Raw genomic sequence first — 17,361 nt, 5'->3', positions numbered from 1 at the left:
CCGTTTCCTTGGGGTGCGGCGGACCGGCTCGTCGGGGGTAATGCAGAGGGTCTCGTCCGGCCGTCGCTTAATAAAAGGGGGGGCTTGCTGCCATGTGGCAGCAAGCCCCCCTTTGCCGTCATCAGCCGGCCGGAGCGGGCTTAAATTCGGCTTTCTCCGTACGGAGCCGCTCGTGGAGTACGACTACCAGCCGTCCGCCAGACGGAGCGGGCGGGTGAACTCGCCGTTGCCGGTGTTCAGCCACTCGTTGAGCACGCCCGTCTTGTCGTTCCGCCCGATGAGGTGGGCGAGGCCCCCGGTCCGGAGGCTGAGGGCAGTGGTCTCGGAGAAGATCCAGCCGTCAGTGAGCTTCCGGGAGCGACTGAAGCCGCCGTTGCCGTCGCCCGTCCAGAGGTAGAGGACGTTCGCGTTGTCCTTGGCGACGAGGTCGGCCTTACCGTCACCGGTGAAGTCACCCGCGATGGTCTGCGTGAAGTTCCAGCCGTCCGTGAGCTTCACGGGCCGGCTGAAGCCGCCCTTGTTGTCGCCCTTCCAGAAGCTGAGGTTGCCACTGGCGTCGGTGGCGATGAGGTCGGTCGCGCCGTCGCCGTTGAAGTCCGCGGCATTGGTCTGGAAGAAGGTCCAGTCGCCGGTGAGCTTCCGGGAGCGGCTGAAGCCGCCGTTGCCCTCGCCGTTCCAGATGTAGAGATCACCGCTCTTGTCCTTGGCGATGAGGTCGGGCTTGCCGTCGCCGGTGAAGTCGGCGGCGGTGGTCTGGGTGAAGTTCCAGTCACCGGTCAGCTTCTTGGGCTGGCCGAAGGTGCCGTCACCGCTGCTCTTGTCGTCGACGTCCTTGTTGCCCGCCCAGAGGTAGAGATCCGAGTTCGCGTCACGGGCGACCACATCGGGGATGTTGTCACCTGTGAAGTCAGCGGTTCTGATCTGCTCGAAGCGCAGGGTGACACGGTTGGGCACGGGGGCGGGTAGCACGGTGTCCGACAGGGCCTGACTGCCGTTGTCACCGAAATGCAGACGGTCATCACCATGATCGTAGTACGCCGCGAAGAGACGATCGGGGTGCAGCGGGTCGCGGGTGCTTCGGTCGAAGTCCACGAAGGAGTCGATGTCACGGGTGGTGCGGATGTACTCGTTGACCTGCTGGCGCACCTGCTCCTTCTCCGAGGTGGCCCATCCCCAGCCCTTGAAGGGCGGAACCGTGGCCACGGAGAAGGAGAGACCTGCCGCGTGGGCGCGGGTGGCGAGCTGTCGTATGCCGCCGATGACGTCCGAGGCGGAGGCCTTGCCGATGCCGATGTCGTTGACGCCCGCGTAAAGGATCACGGACTTGACGTTGGGCTGGGCGAGGACATCGCGATCGAATCGGTTCACCATGCTCTGCCCGTACAGCGGGTGGTCGGTGAGCAGAGCGTTTCCGGAGATGCCGGCGTTGACGACGCCCATGGGCCCGGGCCGGGCCTGCAGGGCTCGCGCGTAGTCGTCGGACCAGCGGCGATTGGCATTCTCCGTGGTGTGCCCGCCGTCGGTCTGTGAATCGCCGAGGATGACGGTCGTCCCGCCGCTGTTCGTCGTTGTGACATCGACGCCACCCAGGAAGGCCCAGTAGGCGTACTTCTGCGGGAAGTTCTCGCCTCCGGTCTCAGCGCTGTGGTCCGCCGAGTCGCCCGGGGCGGAGATATAGGAGGTCGTCAGCGTGTACTCGTGGAACGGGGCCACGCTGACGGGGTTCGGAAGGTGGATGCTGATCAGCAGGTCCTCGTCGGCCTTGACGGCGAACGCGGCCGCGTCGCTGACGATGCTCCCGCCGGGCTCGATGACGGTGCTCCGGTTGCCGCCGCCGAAGGTCAGGGTGACGGGGGCGCCGGTGGCCGTTCCGTTCTTCGAGCGGCGGGCGATGGTGGCGTGCCCGATGGTCACCGGGTCCTTGCTGAAGGTGTTCACCAGATTGATACGGGTGGTGGAGCCGCCGATGCTGGTGTGCACGACCATGCGCAGCGTCTGCCTGCCGGATACCCCGGATGCCCAGGCGGGGGAGCCGTCCGTGGTGATGGGCGCCTTCGCCGGTGCGGCGGTGCCCATGGCCGTACCCCATGTCCTCGTCCAGGACGTGTCCGACGAGCCGTCGCGGGGAGCGGCCTGGGCCTCGGTGGTACCCAGCATCGCGGCGAATGCTCCATAGGCGAGAGCCATGGAGGTGACCGTCGCGGGGGCGGATCTCCAGCGTGACCGCCGAGCCCTGCTGTCAGAGCGGTGATGGCGTGCCATGCGTGCTTGCTCCTTCTGAATCACGAGAGTGGAGGCTGTATCGGGCGCACAGGGCAAGGGGCGCCAGCACCGAGTGCGGACGCCCCTTGCAGCTGATTTCCTGATTTATGAGCCTTCGACGATCTTAGTTGGACGGTTGAAGGTGCCGTCGCCGTTGCCTACCCAGAACCACATGGAAGCGGTGCCGGTCGGGTCCTTGGCGATGAGGTCGGGCTTGCCGTCGCCGGTGAAGTCGGCGGCGGTGGTCTGGCTGAAGTTCCACCCGTCGGTCAGCTGCTTGGCGCGGGTGAAGTTGCCGTTCTTCTCGCTCGTCCAGAGGAAGAAGTTGGCCTTGGCATCGCGGGCCATGAGGTCTGCGACACCGTCGCCGGTGAAGTCGCCGGCCACGGTCTGGGTGAAGTTCCACCCGTCGCTGAGCTTCTTGGGGCGGTTGAAGGTGCCGTCGCCGTTGCCCGCCCACAGGTAGAGGGTGTTGGAGGCGTCGATGGCGACGAGGTCGGCCTTGCCGTCGCCGGTGAAGTCACCGGCGGCCGTCTGCGTGAAGACCCAGCCGGTGGTGAGGACCTTGCGCGGGCTGAAGATTCCGTTCTTGTTGCCCAGCCACAGGTACAGGTCGTTCTTGGCGTCGCGGGCGAGCAGGTCGGCGATGCCGTCGCCGTTGAGGTCCGCGCTGGTCATCTCGCTGAAGTTCCAGCTGCCGGTCAGGAAGCGGGGGCTGTTGAACGTGCCGCCCTTCTTGCCCAGCGACACGGACAGCTCACGGTTGGAGTTCACGGAGAACAGGTCCGCGACGCCGTCGCCGTCGTAGTCGCCGGCGCTGACCAGGTTCTGGCCGAGCAGGATGCGGTTGGCGATCCAGCCGCTGACGTCGTCGGCGCGGGTGTCGACGGCACCCTTGCGGGTCTCGGACTCGTTGCCGAAGCAGCCGCCCTGCCAGGAGAGGCTGTTGACCCCGATGATCTCGAAGCGGCCGTTGGTCTCGCGGAAGGCGGGACCACCGGTGTCACCCTGGCAGATCGTGGCATCGGCGGACTTGCCGCTGAGGCTGATCGAGGTGTCCTTGACCGCGCCGACGGTGAACGCGGAGTGGTGCAGACGGTCCGGCACCCACTCGTCCTTCGTGCGGCCGAAACCGGTGACCCGCAGTTCCTCGCCCTGCGCCGGAGCGCTGGTGGCGATGGTGGCGGGGACGACACCGGTCACCGGCTTGGCCAGCTTGGCCAGCACCAGATCCCGGTCCTCGCGCGGTACGAGCTGCACCACATCGACGACGTTGCCACCGACGGCGGCGGTGGTCTTCAGCTTCGGCGCACCAGCGGCGATCTTGAAGCCCTGCCCGGGATTGTCAGCGAAGCAACTTGACGCGGTAAGCACCCACTGCTGCTCGACCAGCGCACCGGTGCAGCCCCGCTCGCTGTCGCCGATGGTGAGCTGTGTCGTGAAGGCGTACGAGCCAGGCTGTGCCTGCTCGCCCACCACGGCGTGGGCGGGCGCGGCCGTAGCCAGCGCGGACGCGGCTATGCCCGTCGCCAGGATCCTGACAGTCCACGCTGTGCGCGCGGTCTTGGCAGACACGATGTTCCCCTTGGAGGTCATACGAAGTGATGGTGAAACAGGCGCCCGCGTCCGGTGGTCCGCCGGGCGCGGGCGCCGAACTGCTGATCAGCACAGCTCAGAGGCGCTGAGCCTGGCCTGGCTCAGCCGATGAGCCGGCGTTCATTCAGTCCAGCCCGTTGTCCCAGACCCGGCGCGGGTCCGCGAAGGCGTCGCCCTTGCTCGTGAACGCCCACAGACCGATCTGGGCGCGACCGGCCTTGTTCAGGCCGTAGTCGTAGGTGACGGTCAGGTCGGCCTTGCCGTCGCCGTTGAAGTCACCGGCGACGGGCTCGCTGGAAGCCCAGTTCCAGCTCTCCTTGCCGTCCTTCCAGGTCGCGGTGTCCCAGACCTTGCGGGGCTCGCCGAAGCCGTCCTTGCTGCCGTCGAAGACCCACAGACCGGTGCGGTTGCGGCCGGTGTCCGCGCCGTAGTTGTAGAGGACGGCGAGGTCGGTCTTGCCGTCGCCGTTGAAGTCGCCGGTGGTCAGCTTGCTGGCATCCCAGCTCCAGCTGTCCTTGCCGTCCTTCCAGGTGGCGCTGTCCCAGACCTTGCGCGGCTCGTTGAAGCCGTTCTTGTCGTTGGCCGTGAAGAACAGCGCGGTACGGTTGCGGCCGTCGACCTTGTCCTGGGCGTAGAGGACGGCGAGGTCGGTCTTGCCGTCGCCGTTGAAGTCGCCGGAGGCGAGCTTGCTGGCGTCCCAGTTCCAGCTCTTCCAGGTGCTGGTGGAGCTGTCCCAGACCTTGCGCGGCTCGTCGACACCGTTCCCGTTGCTGGTGAACGTCAGCAGAGCACTGCCGTTGCGACCGTCCGCGCCCTTGCCGTAGTTGTAGAGGACGGCGAGGTCGGTCTTGCCGTCGCCGTTGAAGTCGCCGGAGGTCAGCTTGCTGGCGTCCCAGTTCCAGCTCTTCCAGGTGCTCGTGGAGCTGTCCCAGACCTTCCGGTGGGTGTCGAAACGCGTCCCCTGGTTGGTGAAGGTGAACAGGCCGGACCGCATCCGCCCGCCCTCGGCACCGTAGTTGTAGAGGGCGGCGATATCGGTCTTGCCGTCACCGTTGAAGTCACCGGTGGTCAGCTTGGTGGCCTCCCAGCGCCAGCTGTCCGTGCCGCTGTCCCAGACAGAGCGCGGACCGCCGAAACCTTCACCGTTGGCGGTGTAGACCCACAGGGCCGACCGGGAGCGGCCGTCGGGCGTCTGACCGTAGTCGGTGAGCATGGCGAGGTCCGCCTTGCCGTCACCGTCGAAGTCGCCGCTGGCGGTCACGAATCGCTTGGGCAGCGAGCGGACCTGGAGGATCCAGCCGCTGAGGTCGTCGACGCGGGTGTCGAGGGCGCCCTTGCGGGTCTCGGCGGGGTCGGTGCCGAGGCAGCCGCCCTGCCAGGACCGGCTGTTGACAGCGACGAGCTCCTGACGGCCGCTGACGTCACGGAAGGCGGGGCCGCCGGTGTCGCCCTGGCAGATCACGGCGTCGGCTTCCTTGCCGGCGAGGCCGATCGAGGCCCCCTTCACCGAGCCGACGGTGAAGGACGCGTAGTGGAGGGCGTCGGGTACCCACTCGTTCTTCGTACGGCCGTAGCCGCTGACGCGCAGTTCCTCGCCCTGGAGCGGGGCGTTGCCGGCGATCGCCACCGGGGTCACACCGGTCACCGGCTTGGCCAGCCTGGCCAGCATGACGTCGCGGTCGGCGCGCGGAACGAGCTCCACGACGTCGAGCACGGCGCCGTTGTCCCGGGTGAGGTCGGTACGGCCGATGGTGGCGGTGGTCTTCAGCTTCGGCGCGCCCGCGGGGACCCTGAAGTCCTCGGCGGGGTTGTCGGCGAAGCAGCTGGCCGCGGTGATCAGCCACTGCTCGTCGACAAGTGCGGCGGAGCAGCTGCGCTCACCACCGATGTCGAGCTTGGCCGTGAACTGGAACGAGTCCTTGGCGGTCGCTCCCTCGACGGCCTGAGCCGGCGTCATGGTCAGGACCGCTGCGGCGGCCGCACCGGTCGCGACGAGCCCTCTCGTCCACGTGACACGTGATTGCTTGATGGACATGGTTCTCCCCCGGGGGGTTGATCAAAAATGCGCGGAGGCGCCGGGCGGTCGGCCCCGACGCCTCCGGAAAACAGGTGGTGATGCGTCGGCTCAGCCGACGAGCTGGACCTCGCCGAACGGACCCCGGTTGGAGGGGATGCCACTCGGGTTGACGCCCGGGTAGTAGCTGAGGTCGGTGGTGTCCCAGCGGACGAGGATGTCGTTGAGGGGGCCGCCGGGCTTGGTGAAGTTGCCGACGGTGATCTGGGCGGCATGCGTCCAGTGGTAGCCGACGGGGGTGACCTGGATGCGGCCGTGGTCGCCCTTGGTGTCGCCGGTCGGGAAGACCTGGGTCTGGCCGTCCTTCCAGCGGATCATCAGGTCGGCGGTCTTGCCACCGGTGAACTCACCGGCATTGATCTGGACGGCGTTGTTGAAGCCGTCGTTCTTCAGCGTCAGCTGGGTTTCCTTCTTGACGCCGTTGACACCGGTGTCGGTGTACATCGACGTCGAGCCGTCCTCCCAGAGGACGATGAGGTCATCACGCAGGGCGTTGGCGGAGAAGCGACCCGAGGTGATCAGGCGGGCGTGGCTCCACCAGGAGCCCGGCTCGGCGAGAGTCTTCTCCTCGTGGAAGCCCTTCTCGTCCACGTGCGTGTACGTCGAGAGCTTGCCGTTCGCCCAGCGGACGGTCAGGCCGTCAGCGCCGGTGTCGCTGTAACGGCCGGCGGTGACGGCTTCGGCGTTCTTCCAGTAGCTGCCCTTGCTCTCGAGCTTGTACTCGGCGGAGAAGGGGTACTTCGGGTCGTCATGGTCCGCGCCCTTGAAGAGGCTGGCGGAGCCGTCCTCCCAGGCGACGAACATGTCCATACGGCGCTTACCGTTGTTGGAGTCGCCGGTGAAGTAGCCGGAAGCGATGTGCTTGGCGTACTTCCAGTTCGAGCGCTTGAGCAGGTCGCGCGAGGAGACGGACTGGATCCAGCCGGCGATGTCGTCGGTACGGGTGTCGACGGCGCCCTTGCGGGTCTCGTCCTCGTGGCCGAGGCAGCCCCCCATCCAGGAGCGGCTGTTGACGCCGACGAGCTCGTAGCGGCCGCCGATGTCGCGGAAGGCCGGAGCGCCGGTGTCGCCCTCGCAGATGACGGCGTCGTCCGACTTACCGGCGAGGTTCACCGAGCTGTCCTTGGCGTCGCCCACCGAGAACTTCGCATAGTGAAGACGGTCCGGGACCCACTCGTCCTTGGTGCGGCCGTAACCGCTGACGAACACGTCCTCGCCCTGCAGCGGAGCGTTGAAGCCCAGATTGACCGGGGCGATCCCGGCCACCGGCTTCTCGAGCTTGGCCATGACCAGATCGCGGTCCTCGCGCGGCACGAGCTCGACGACCTTCATGACGCTGCCGCCGTCACGGGTCAGGTCGGTGCGGCCGATGGTGGCCGTGGTCGTCAGCTTGGGCGCTCCGGAGGCGACCTTGAAACCCTGGGAAGGGTCGTCGGCGAAGCAGCTGGAGGCGGTGATCAGCCACTGCGACTCGACGAGCGCGGCGGAGCAGCTGCGCTGGCCACCGATGTCGAGCTTGGCCGTGAACGCGTACGAGCCGTCCTTGGTGGCCGCACCCACAACGGCGTTGGCGGGTGCGGCGGTCAGAAGACCGGCTGCGGCGCTGGAAGCGAGGAGGCCTGCGGCCAGTGCTGCGCGTGGACGTCTGGCGGACATGCGTTTGTTCCTGTCTAAAACTGATGTGGCGGGACGGTGCGGCAGAAGGCGACGTGTCGAGAGGCAATGCCGGAGGCGATGAGAAGAGCGGCTCCGGGAGGGCAGCCTCGCGATCAGTTGTTGACGCGCAGCTCGACCAGGGTGGTGGCCGCGCCCGGTACGGGGGCGCCCGTGCCGACGCCGATAGCGTCGTTCTTGGCCACTGCGACGGTCTGGGTCTTGCCCTCGGCGGTGAGGTTGGCCTTCACGGCGACGTCACCGGTCATGATGTTGTAGACCTTGGGAACTTCCAGCGTCAGGAAGCCGGTCTTGCCGCTACCGGTGACCTTGAAGCAGTACGTGCCCGTCTCGCTCTGTCCCGGGTGGTTCACGGAGGTCAGGACCTGGATGTCCCGCGAGACGTTGCAGTCGACGAGCAGGATGTGACCGTCACCCTTGCGAAGGGCGATGCCCTTCTCCTTGAGGATCTTCGCGGCGTTCGGGTACTCGAAGGTCTCCACGGCCACCGGCGGCACGGCGTCGTCGGCCGGGGCCGGGGCGGGGGCGGCGGTAGCGACGCTCACGGCGGAGAAACCAGCGATGACGGCGGCTGCGATGGAGCCCGCGATCAGCGTGCGGCGCGTGCGAAGTATCACCAACGAATCCTTCCAAGGGGCACGCAACGGCAGAGGCCGTGCGTAATTACGAAATAAAGACAGCTGGCCGGGAACCTATCACCCCATTTGGCTTTGCTTGTTCTTGACGATCCGTTGAGTTGTCCCATCGAGGAGTGGCGGACGCTACCGCCGGTAAGGCATGGATGTGAGCATGTCAAGCTCTGCTTCTGCGTGGGCGTCAAAACCCTTGTGAGCAGCAGCTATGACGCCCCGTCGGGGTGCTGCCCCCTGGTTATGCTCTCGGCGCCGAAGTACGGCAATATGCACGTGGTTGGGAAGAACTGACTGGTGAGAGATGACCTCTTCTTTGCGAGGGGCGGGGGAAGATGGGGGCTCGGCGTGCGTTCGCTGAGCCTTGGTGTGCTGCCCTCCGCGCTTCTCGCGGGTTTGCTCGGGGCGGAGCCCGCAGTGGCGGATGAAGCCGCTGTCTCGGCGACCGATCGTGGTCGTGTCGTGGAGCTGTGGACGTCGGGCGGTCCTGCGGTCAAGGCCGCGGCCGAGGCCGCGCTCATGGGCGGCGATGACGACGTCCGTAAGTTTCTCAGCAGTGAGAGGGACTTCGCCGAGTACACCGACGACCGCACCAACACGACGCGCATCTTCATGGCCGGCGGCGTGACGGTGCGCGAGGTGGCCTACGAAGCGCTCCGATCCGGCTCGAAAGAGAAGCTTCAAGGCTTCCTGAAGGACGGTTGGAAGGCGCCGTTCGAGACGGACTTGCGGATCCGTGCTACGCAGGTCATGGGGTCGGCGGGTCCGGCGACGAAGGAGGCTGCTCAGGCGGCGTTGCGGGGTTCGGTTGACGATGTCCGCAAGTTCCTTGACGAGGGTCAGTATGGGACGCGGGACAATGATGACCGGTTGAAGGTCACGCAGATCATGAGTGCGGGTGGTCCGGCGACCAAGGAGGCGGCGAAGGTCGCACTCCGGGGCTCGATGGATGACATCCGCGAGTTCCTGGCGGTCGGTCAGACCATCGCCCGCAACCGTGACCAGGAACGGGCCACCATCGCCCAGCTCGCGCAGCAGGCCAAGGACGCCGGCGAGGTCGCCAAGCAGCAGACCGAAGCCGCCAAGGTGGCCTCGAAGCGCGCGATTCTGGCGTCCGAGAAGGCCAAGCAGGAAGCTCAAAGGGCCGCTGCGGAGACCAAGGCGGCAGGCAAGGACGCCAGCCGTGCCGCCCGTGCCGCCGGCGAGGCAGCGGACGCGGCCAGCGGAGCCGCCGCAGCCGCACAGGAGGCCATCGGCGCCGCGCAGGCCGCCAACTACGCCGCGCGGATGGCCGCGAACGCCGCGGCGAATGCCGCTGCTGCCGCGTCGGCGGCCGCGGCCGCGGCCTCGCGGGCACGCGATGCGGCGGCCGGCGCCGCTATGGACGCCGGCATGGCCTCGGCGGCACGCAAGGCGGCCGAAGACGCCGATGCCGCCGCACGTGCGGCACAGCGGTCGGAAGAGGCCGCCAAGGAAGTGGAGATAGCGGCTCGGGCGGCGGGCGCGGCAGCGGACGCCGCCGCCGGCGCCAGCGCCAACGCCGAGGAGGCGGCCGACGCGGCGGACGCGGCTGGCGGCTACGCGGGCGAGGCCAGCTCGGAGGCTGCTCGTGCCCGTGAGTGGGCAGCGACGGCGCGCAGCCAGGCCCGGGAGTCACGCCGGGCCGCCGCAGCGGCCCGAGACCTCGCGTACCAGGCCGCCGACGCCGCGGCCGAGGCGCGGTCGGCGGCCCACTCGGCGGCTGAGCACGCGCAGAACGCTGCGGCCGCCGCGCGGCGTGCGGCCGAACACGCGGGTGAAGCGGCCACAGCCGCGAAGGAGACCACAGAGCATGCCAAGGCGGCGAAGACAGCCGCTGACAAGGCATCCGAGGCCGTCGTCACGGCCAAGAAGGTCCACGAAATCGCGACGAAGATCGAGACTGAGGAACTCAAGGCGAGGACCGCGGCCGGGATCGAGGCGGCCAGGGCCGAGAAGAAGGCCCAGGCCATGGAGGACGCGAAGGCGGACCAGGCGGACAAGGAGGCCAAGGACCTCGAAGCCGAGGCCGCACGCCTTGTCGCTGAGGCTGCGAAGTCCGGTGCCGACCCCAAGGATGCTGCGGCCAAGGGCCGCAGGGTCGCCGTCATCGCGCTGAAGACTGGCGGCCCCTGGAGCCAGGCTGCTGCCAAGTCCACCTTGGCGGGCTCGGACGAGGCTGCCAAGGCATACGTGCGCACCGGCTGGCAGCAAGCCCGGATGGACGACGAGCGCGCGAGGGTGGAGCGACTCGCGGCCAACAGCGAGGCGGAGAGCGTCCGGAAGGCCGCTGCCGAGATACTCAAGGGCGACGCGAAGCAGATCAGCGAGTTCCTCGCCACGGGCCAGTACAACGCTGCCCTGACCGACTACCGGATCCGCGTGACCCAGATCATGGGCAGTGGCGGCGCGGAACTCAAGAGCGCCGCCCAGGCCGCCCTGCGCGACGGCTCGATCGGCAAGCTCCGCGCGTTCCTCGAAGACGGCCAGTTCGCAGCCCGGGCCACGGACGACCGTGTGGTCGCCACCCGGGTGATGGGCACTGGAGGTCCCGAGACCAAGGCCGCGGCCAGGGTCGCCCTTGAGGGCACCGACGAGGACCTGCACGATTTCGTACAGGTCGGTCAGTTCGCGACCGCTCGCCTGGACCACCTCACCGCAACTCATGTCGCGGCGATCCAGAAGCTCATAGCCGAGGCAGCCATCGCTGCCGCCACCGCCCAGAAGAACGCCGCAGAGGCAGCCATCGCAGCCGTCAATGCCAACCATGCCGCCGACCGGGCCAAGGAGTACGCCGACCAGGCGGCCAGGTCGGCAGGTGAGGCCCAGCAGTTCGCGGAGCAGGCCAACGGCTACGCGAAGCAGGCCGAGGCATCGGCAGCCGAGGCGTTGAAGTCGGCACGAGCCGCTGACGCGGCGGCGACTCAGGCTGAACACGACGCTGATGCGGCTGAGTACTCCGCATCGCAGGCGGAGACTTCTGCCGTACAGGCGGATGCCTCTGCTCGCGAGGCCTACGCCTACGCGGACTCGGCCCGTGCCTCGGCCGTGGCCGCAGGCAAGGACGCAGAGGCGGCCGAGATCGCACACCAGGACGCTTACAAGCACTACCGTGCCCAGCAGATCCAGGAGGAGCAGCAGCGCATCCTGGAGGAATGGAAGCGCCGTGCCGCCCTGGGCGACGGGCTCTCGGACAACGAGCGCTACCTGATCCAGGCCGCGCGTGAGGTGGGTTTGCTGCTCGACCCCAAGGCCAAGGAGGACGCGGTAGCCCTCGGACTGGAATGGATCACCGGAACGGGTAAGAGGGTCGATTACTTCCAGGCTGGTGACAAGGTCACCGAGCACCTCCGTGGGGACCACTCGATGGATGTGGTCCGCGGGAAAATCCGCGACCAGATTTCTCAGGGAATCTTGAATGGCGAGAACGCCAGCGGAGGGTACTCCGAAGGGATGTCCCGCATGAAGCAGGATGCCTTGGACGTGCTGACGCTCGGATACACGGCCAGTAAGCGGAATCATCGATCCGGTGGACGGTACAGCACTTCGACGTCCGTCTTTCTGGGTTCATACAGCTACCAGTACGAGGTCCTCTCGAAGGATGGCGACACCGCTCAGGTAAAGATCATCGTCAAGAACAGTACGAACATGAAGTCCTTGATCCACCCGCCGCCGGGCAAGTGGCGGAGGTTGGCGGACAAGTATGTGGGTGGACCGCTCGATTCCCTTGCCGAAGAGGTCGGCTTCTTCAAGGAGAAGAGGCAGGTCATCACTTGGACTGAGACGCTCAAGCTCAAGTGAGGCGCGTCTCGGCGGATGAACTGATCCGCTGAGCCCGCTTCTCCGGGGTGGTGTCGCCTGAAGAGGGGGCGCCGCCCCGGGCCCTGCCGTCGGCCGGGTGCCCCGGCTCATGACCGAGGACGGTGTTGTGGAAGGCTTGGAGTGTCCAAACTTGAATGTGTTCAGAAGGAGGCGCGAGATGCGCCGACGATCAATGGTCCTGACATGTGTCCTGGGCCTGGGTGCGTCTCTCTTGATGACGGGGTGCGGCCAGGGCGACGCCTTGTGCGGAGCTGAGGGACCGGTGCCCCAAGGGCTCGCTCAGCAGGACATGGTCGGTACCTATAGGGGTGAGCCATTCGGCACATTGACTCTGAAGGCAGACGGTACCTACGCCCTCGATGACTGGGCGCACTATGACGATCTGAAGGGCAAGTACCAGCATTCAGGAGCCACCGACGGAGTGTGGAAGCTGGCGATTTCAGAGCATGTCGAGGGGATGCCCTACGACACCCCTCTCACGCTTCGTTCTGCTGACCCGAGCAAGGGGGGCGGCTCCTTCTACGTATCTGGTAGCCGTCAGAAGCCGCGCATCGCCAAGTACTCCGGTGACCCGGACGAGTGCCGTCTCTACGAATTCAACCGGTGATGAGTGGTGCGGTAATCGGTACGACGTTCATCCTTGGTGTCATCTTCCGCCGATCGAGCTGAGGCCTGTCGGAAACAGTGGCGCCTCTGGCCGGGAAAAGGATCATTTTCCCGGCCATTTTTATTTTCCCGGGGCGGGTTGGCCTCCGGTCGCCGACGGCTTGAGCACATCGTCGCCGTGAACCCGGTTCGGCTGAACCGTGCTCGGCTTCGGTCCGGTGAGCCTGTATCTCAACGTGTGGCGTGCGCCACCTTTGCCGCAGCCCTGTACCGAGTAGAAGTGACTGACCGTCAGAACCCTTAGGGCCAGCCAGATATGCTCGCAACGCTGAAACACAGCGACTAGCAAGTGGTTGGAAAGAACTGACTAGTGAGAGACAATCTCTACTTGGCTGGCTCCGGGGGTAGACAAGGGTTCGGCATACGCCTGCTGAGCCTGTGCCTGCTCCCCCTCGCGCTCATTGTGAGCCTGATCGGGGCGAGTCCCGCCCTGGCTGCCGATGAGCCGGATGACATCGACTACACCGAACTGTCTCCGCTCACCGACCGAGGTCGGGTTGCGGAACTCTGGGCATGGGGCGGTCCTGCGGTCAAGGCTGCGGCCGAAGCTGCGCTCGTGGGCACCGATGAGGACATCCGTAAATTCCTCGACACGGAGAAGGACTTTGCGGAGCTCGTCGATGACCGTACGGACGCCACGCGCATCTTCACGGCTGGTGGGATAACGGTCCGTGAAGCGGCTTACAAGGCGCTGCGTTCTGGGTCGAAGGATGAGCTGCGTGCCTTCCTGAAGGATGGTTGGAAGGCCCCGGCTGAGACGGACTTGCGGATCCGTGCCACGCAGATCATGGGGTCGGCTGGTCCGGCGACGAAGGAAGCCGCTCAGGCGGCGTTGCGGGGCTCGATCGACGATGTCCGCAAGTTTCTCGACGAGGGCCAGTTCGCCGTACGGGACAATGATGATCGGCTGAAGGTCACGCAGATCATGAGTGCGGGTGGTCCGGCGACGAAGGAGGCGGCCAAGGTCGCGCTCCGGGGCTCGATGGACGACATCCGTGAGTTCCTCGAGGTGGGGCAGAGCATCGCCCGTGCCCGTGATCAGGAGCGGCTCACCGTTTCGCAGTTGGCTCAGCAGGCCAAGGACGCCGGCGAGGTCGCCAAGCAGCAGACCGAAGCCGCCAAGGACGCCTCGGCACGTGCTGTGAAGGCGGCCGAGCTGGCGAAGGAAGAGGCGAAGAAGGCCGCTGCTGAGACCGCTGCGGCGGGCAAGGACGCCAACCGTGCCGCGAGCGCGGCCGGCGCGGCGGCGGAGGCGGCGGCTGGTGCCGCCAGTGCCGCACAGGAAGCCATCGGCGCCGCTCAGGCGGCCAACTACGCGGCGCGGATGGCCGCCAACGCGGCTGCCAATGCCGCCGCCGCGGCTTCGGCTGCCGCTGCGGCGGCCGCGCGTGCGCGCGATGCGGCGGCCGGTGCTGCGGTGGACGCCGGTATGGCTGCTGTCGCGCGACAGGCCGCCGAGGACGCCAACACCGCGGCCCAGGCGGCCGAAAAGTCGGAAGAGGCTGCCAAGCAGGTCGAGGAGGCTTCCCGGGCGGCTGGTGCGGCGGCGGACGCGGCCGCGAGCGCCAGCGCCAACGCCGATGAGGCGGCGAATGCAGCCGATGAGGCCGGCGGCCTTGCGGGGGAGGCGAGCGAGGAGGCCGCTCGTGCCCGGGAATGGGCAGCGACTGCCCGCAGCCAGGCGCGGGAATCCCGCAGGGCTGCCGTTGCGGCGCGCGACCTCGCCTATCAGGCTGCCGACGCTGCGGCGGAGGCGCGATCGGCGGCTCACTCGGCGGCCGAGCACGCCAGGAACGCCGCAGCCGCTGCGAAGCGGGCCGCTGAGCACGCCGGTGAGGCCGCCACGGCGGCCAAGGAGTCGGCAGATCACGCCAAGGCGGCCAGGGAAGCGGCTGCCAAGGCCTCCGAAGCCGTTGCCACGGCCCAGAAGGTCCACAAGATCGCGATCAATATTGAGGCCGAGGAGCTCCAGGCCAGGACCGCCGCCAGGATCGAGCAGGCCAGGGTCGCCAAGGCTGCCGAGCAGCGGCGGAAGGCCGAGGCGGACCGTGCGTCCAAGGCACTCAAGGACCTGGACGACGAGGCCGTACGCCTCGCTGCCGAAGCCGCGAAGCCGGGTACGGATGTCAAGGAGGTGGCCGCCAAGGGCCGGAAGATCGCGGTTCTGGCCATGAAGACGCGTGGCCCCTGGAGTCGTGCAGCGGCGAAGACCGCGCTCGGAGGCTCTGACGCCGCCGTCCGTGAGTACGTGCAGTCCGGTTGGCGGGAGGCCGCCACCGAGGACGAGCGTTCCGATGTTCAGCGCCTGGCGAGTGAGAGCAACCTGACTGCGGTCAAGGAGGCGGCCAAGAAGGCGCTCGCGGGGGACGCGAAACAGATCAGCGACTTCCTGCGCACGGGCCGACACGACGTTGCGCTGACTGATTACCGCGTACGCGTGACCCAGATCATGGGCAGTGGGGGAGCGGAGCTCAAGAGTGCCGCTCAGGCGGCGCTGAGGGACGGTTCGGTCGGCAAGCTCCGTGAATTCCTCAACGAGGGGCAGTACACCGCACGGTTCACCGACGAGCGAGTAATCGCGACACAGCTGATGGGTACCGGTGGCCCCGAGACCAAGACGGCTGCCAGAGTCGCTCTTGAGGGGACTCCTCAGGCCCTGCATGCCTTTGTCCGGGTCGGACAGTTCGCGACGGCACGCCGTGACCACCTGACTGCGACCCATGTGGCGGTCATCGAGAAGACTATCGCTGAAGCCGCCGGAGCCGCTGCCACGGCGCAGAAGGACGCGGCGGAGGCCACCATCGCGGCGATCAATGCCGCCAAGGCCGCGGACGACGCGCAGAGGTACGCCAAGGAGGCTGCGGAATCATCGGGTAAGGCCAAGGAATTCGCTGTCAAGGCGGGTCAGTATGCGAAGCAGGCCGAGGCTTCGGCGGCGGACGCGGCGAAGTCGGCCCGGATGGCCGATGAAGCCGCGGCGGCAGCCGAAAGGGACGCCGATGCTGCTGAGGCTTCCGCTGCTCAAGCGCAGGAGTCGGCTGCGTGGGCGCAGGCTTCCGCTGACGATGCGTATTCGGCCGCTGCCGATGCTCGTGTTTCAGCCGAGCAGGCCGGCAAGGATGCCGACGCCGCCAAGGTGGCATCCGCCGAGGTGAAGGCGCGAGTCGAATCGCTGCGGACCATCGAGCGCGAGATCGCACTGGCCAAGGAACAGGCCGCTCAGGAGGAGAAGGAGAAGCGCGACGCCTCTAACAAGCTCTATGCCGAGCTGCTGGAACAGCAGAGCCGAGAGGGCGGCGACGGGTGGCGCTGGAATGATCCCGACACCTGGCGCCCGGAGGATCGCTTCCTCTGGGAGGTCCTCGGTGGCCCTGAGGTCGTCAAGTGCACAACGAAGGGTAAGTCCTGCGGCTGGGCGGCTCTCGCTTTCATCCCGTTGGGGAAGGTCACCAAGGGAAAGAAGCTTGTCGAGGGGGCCGAAGAGCTTGCAAAGGGCACCAGAGTCGGCAAGGCGGCGGAGCGTGTATCGCATCTCAAGGACGTTGCTCTGAATGCTGAAGGAAAGCCCTACGGGGTATTCGGTAACGGTGGCAAGAACAAGCTTGTGCGCGAAGTCACCTCGGAGGAGATGGGTCAGATCGCCAAGGGGATCCGCAAGCGACTGGGCGATCCGGACGAGGTCAAGCACCTGCCTGACGGCAGGGTAGACGTCTATCACGTCGGTGAGGGCAAGGTGAACATCCGCACCTTCAGCAGCAGTGGAAAAGAAGCGGGTAAGCTTATCGATCCGACGATTGACTTCAGCAAGCAGCTCCAGAAGGAGTTCGGGCTGAAGCGTTACCACATACCGACGGGAGATTGATATGGAGAAGGGTGAAGTCTACGAGGAGGAGCTGGAGTATCTCCTCGACTACGCCCGTTCCTTGCTGCATTTCATCCCGTTGCGGGACTCCGCGGAGATTGCCGCTGGGGATGATGCGACCGAGGAGCAGGTGCAGGGTGTCACCCTCGAGCTCATCGGGGATCTGATCGACCGCGGTGTGATCGTCGGAGACCAGACTTCGGGTGCGCGTGAAGGGTTCGTCCCATGGAACCTCTCCAAGGAGGAGGCACTCCGGCGGGTGGCCGAAGAAATGAAGTCCAGGGAGGAAGACCCCACGGACTTCGTGTACATCTGCTGGTTTGACCTTCCCGAACAACAGCGGAAGAGCTGAGTAACGGTGCGACCTCCGGCCCCTTCAGAGGCCGGAGGTCGCATTGCTTTGGCTGCTGTCAGGCCTACGGCCCGCCAAACGTGAAGTTCGAGTGCCCCGTAGCCAATTGCGCCCCCTCCGGGCTGAACGCCGTCACCTGGAGCTGCCAGTGGACCGCCGGCGTGGGGACTATGAAGGTGGGCTTCCAGTCCGTGCTGTCCCAGTTGAGGGCCGGGGTGCTGATGGTGCTGTCCTCGCTCATGGAGAGCTTGGTGGCGTCGTTGTATGTGTGCCACTTGATGTAGCCCGAGCGGCCCTTGAGGCCCGTCCAGGTCATGGTCACCTGGACCTTGGTCACCGTCGGGGTGACCGCGCCCAGGGGGACGATGCTGGTGATCCTGGCGGTGACGGGGGACTGGGTGGGGGG

10 protein-coding genes are annotated in these 17,361 nt (G+C 66.9%); 4 read left to right on the top strand and 6 right to left on the bottom strand.

Going from position 1 to position 17,361, the window contains the following annotated elements:
* Positions 1-183: 183 nt before the first annotated feature.
* The 5 genes from K6I33_RS04460 to K6I33_RS04440 all read right to left on the bottom strand — a co-directional run bounded on the left by K6I33_RS04460 (position 184) and on the right by K6I33_RS04440 (position 8,223).
* On the bottom strand, positions 184-2,187 hold the full coding sequence (locus tag K6I33_RS04460) for an FG-GAP-like repeat-containing protein (protein WP_229348363.1): 2,004 nt from the start codon (positions 2,185-2,187) through the stop codon (positions 184-186).
* Positions 2,188-2,367: 180 nt separating this feature from the next.
* On the bottom strand, positions 2,368-3,837 hold the full coding sequence (locus tag K6I33_RS04455; RefSeq protein WP_229348362.1) for an FG-GAP-like repeat-containing protein: 1,470 nt from the start codon (positions 3,835-3,837) through the stop codon (positions 2,368-2,370).
* Positions 3,838-3,982: 145 nt separating this feature from the next.
* Positions 3,983-5,893: an FG-GAP-like repeat-containing protein gene (locus K6I33_RS04450; RefSeq protein ID WP_229348361.1), complete on the bottom strand. Its 1,911-nt coding sequence runs from the start codon at positions 5,891-5,893 to the stop codon at positions 3,983-3,985.
* 90 nt (positions 5,894-5,983) lie between these two features.
* Positions 5,984-7,588: a S1 family peptidase gene (locus tag K6I33_RS04445; protein ID WP_229348360.1), complete on the bottom strand. Its 1,605-nt coding sequence runs from the start codon at positions 7,586-7,588 to the stop codon at positions 5,984-5,986.
* Between the two features lie 113 nt (positions 7,589-7,701).
* Positions 7,702-8,223: a hypothetical protein gene (locus K6I33_RS04440; protein ID WP_229348359.1), complete on the bottom strand. Its 522-nt coding sequence runs from the start codon at positions 8,221-8,223 to the stop codon at positions 7,702-7,704.
* A 360-nt stretch (positions 8,224-8,583) separates the two neighbouring features.
* Here K6I33_RS04440 and K6I33_RS04435 point away from each other — a divergent pair, with 360 nt between their 5' ends.
* The 4 genes from K6I33_RS04435 to K6I33_RS04420 all read left to right on the top strand — a co-directional run bounded on the left by K6I33_RS04435 (position 8,584) and on the right by K6I33_RS04420 (position 16,955).
* Positions 8,584-12,054 carry an ALF repeat-containing protein gene (locus K6I33_RS04435; RefSeq protein ID WP_229348358.1) on the top strand — a complete coding sequence of 1,157 codons (3,471 nt, stop codon included), beginning with the start codon at positions 8,584-8,586 and terminating at the stop codon, positions 12,052-12,054.
* Between the two features lie 283 nt (positions 12,055-12,337).
* The gene (locus K6I33_RS04430; protein ID WP_229348357.1) at positions 12,338-12,682 is read left to right on the top strand and encodes a hypothetical protein; all 345 of its coding nucleotides are present in this window, start codon (positions 12,338-12,340) and stop codon (positions 12,680-12,682) included.
* A gap of 387 nt (positions 12,683-13,069) precedes the next feature.
* Positions 13,070-16,603 (top strand): ALF repeat-containing protein, encoded by a 3,534-nt coding sequence (locus K6I33_RS04425; RefSeq protein WP_229348356.1) that lies wholly within the window; start codon positions 13,070-13,072, stop codon positions 16,601-16,603.
* A 1-nt stretch (position 16,604) separates the two neighbouring features.
* Positions 16,605-16,955: a hypothetical protein gene (locus tag K6I33_RS04420; protein WP_229348355.1), complete on the top strand. Its 351-nt coding sequence runs from the start codon at positions 16,605-16,607 to the stop codon at positions 16,953-16,955.
* A 64-nt stretch (positions 16,956-17,019) separates the two neighbouring features.
* Here K6I33_RS04420 and K6I33_RS04415 read toward each other — a convergent pair.
* A partial coding sequence (locus K6I33_RS04415) for a hypothetical protein (RefSeq protein WP_229348354.1) occupies positions 17,020-17,361 on the bottom strand: 342 nt, incomplete at its 5' end.

The sequence above is a fragment of the Streptomyces sp. UNOB3_S3 genome (genome assembly GCF_020740895.1).
Lineage (GTDB): Bacteria > Actinomycetota > Actinomycetes > Streptomycetales > Streptomycetaceae > Streptomyces.
Note: the sequence above shows the minus strand (reverse complement) of the source record. Positions and strands in the feature narration are given on the sequence as shown.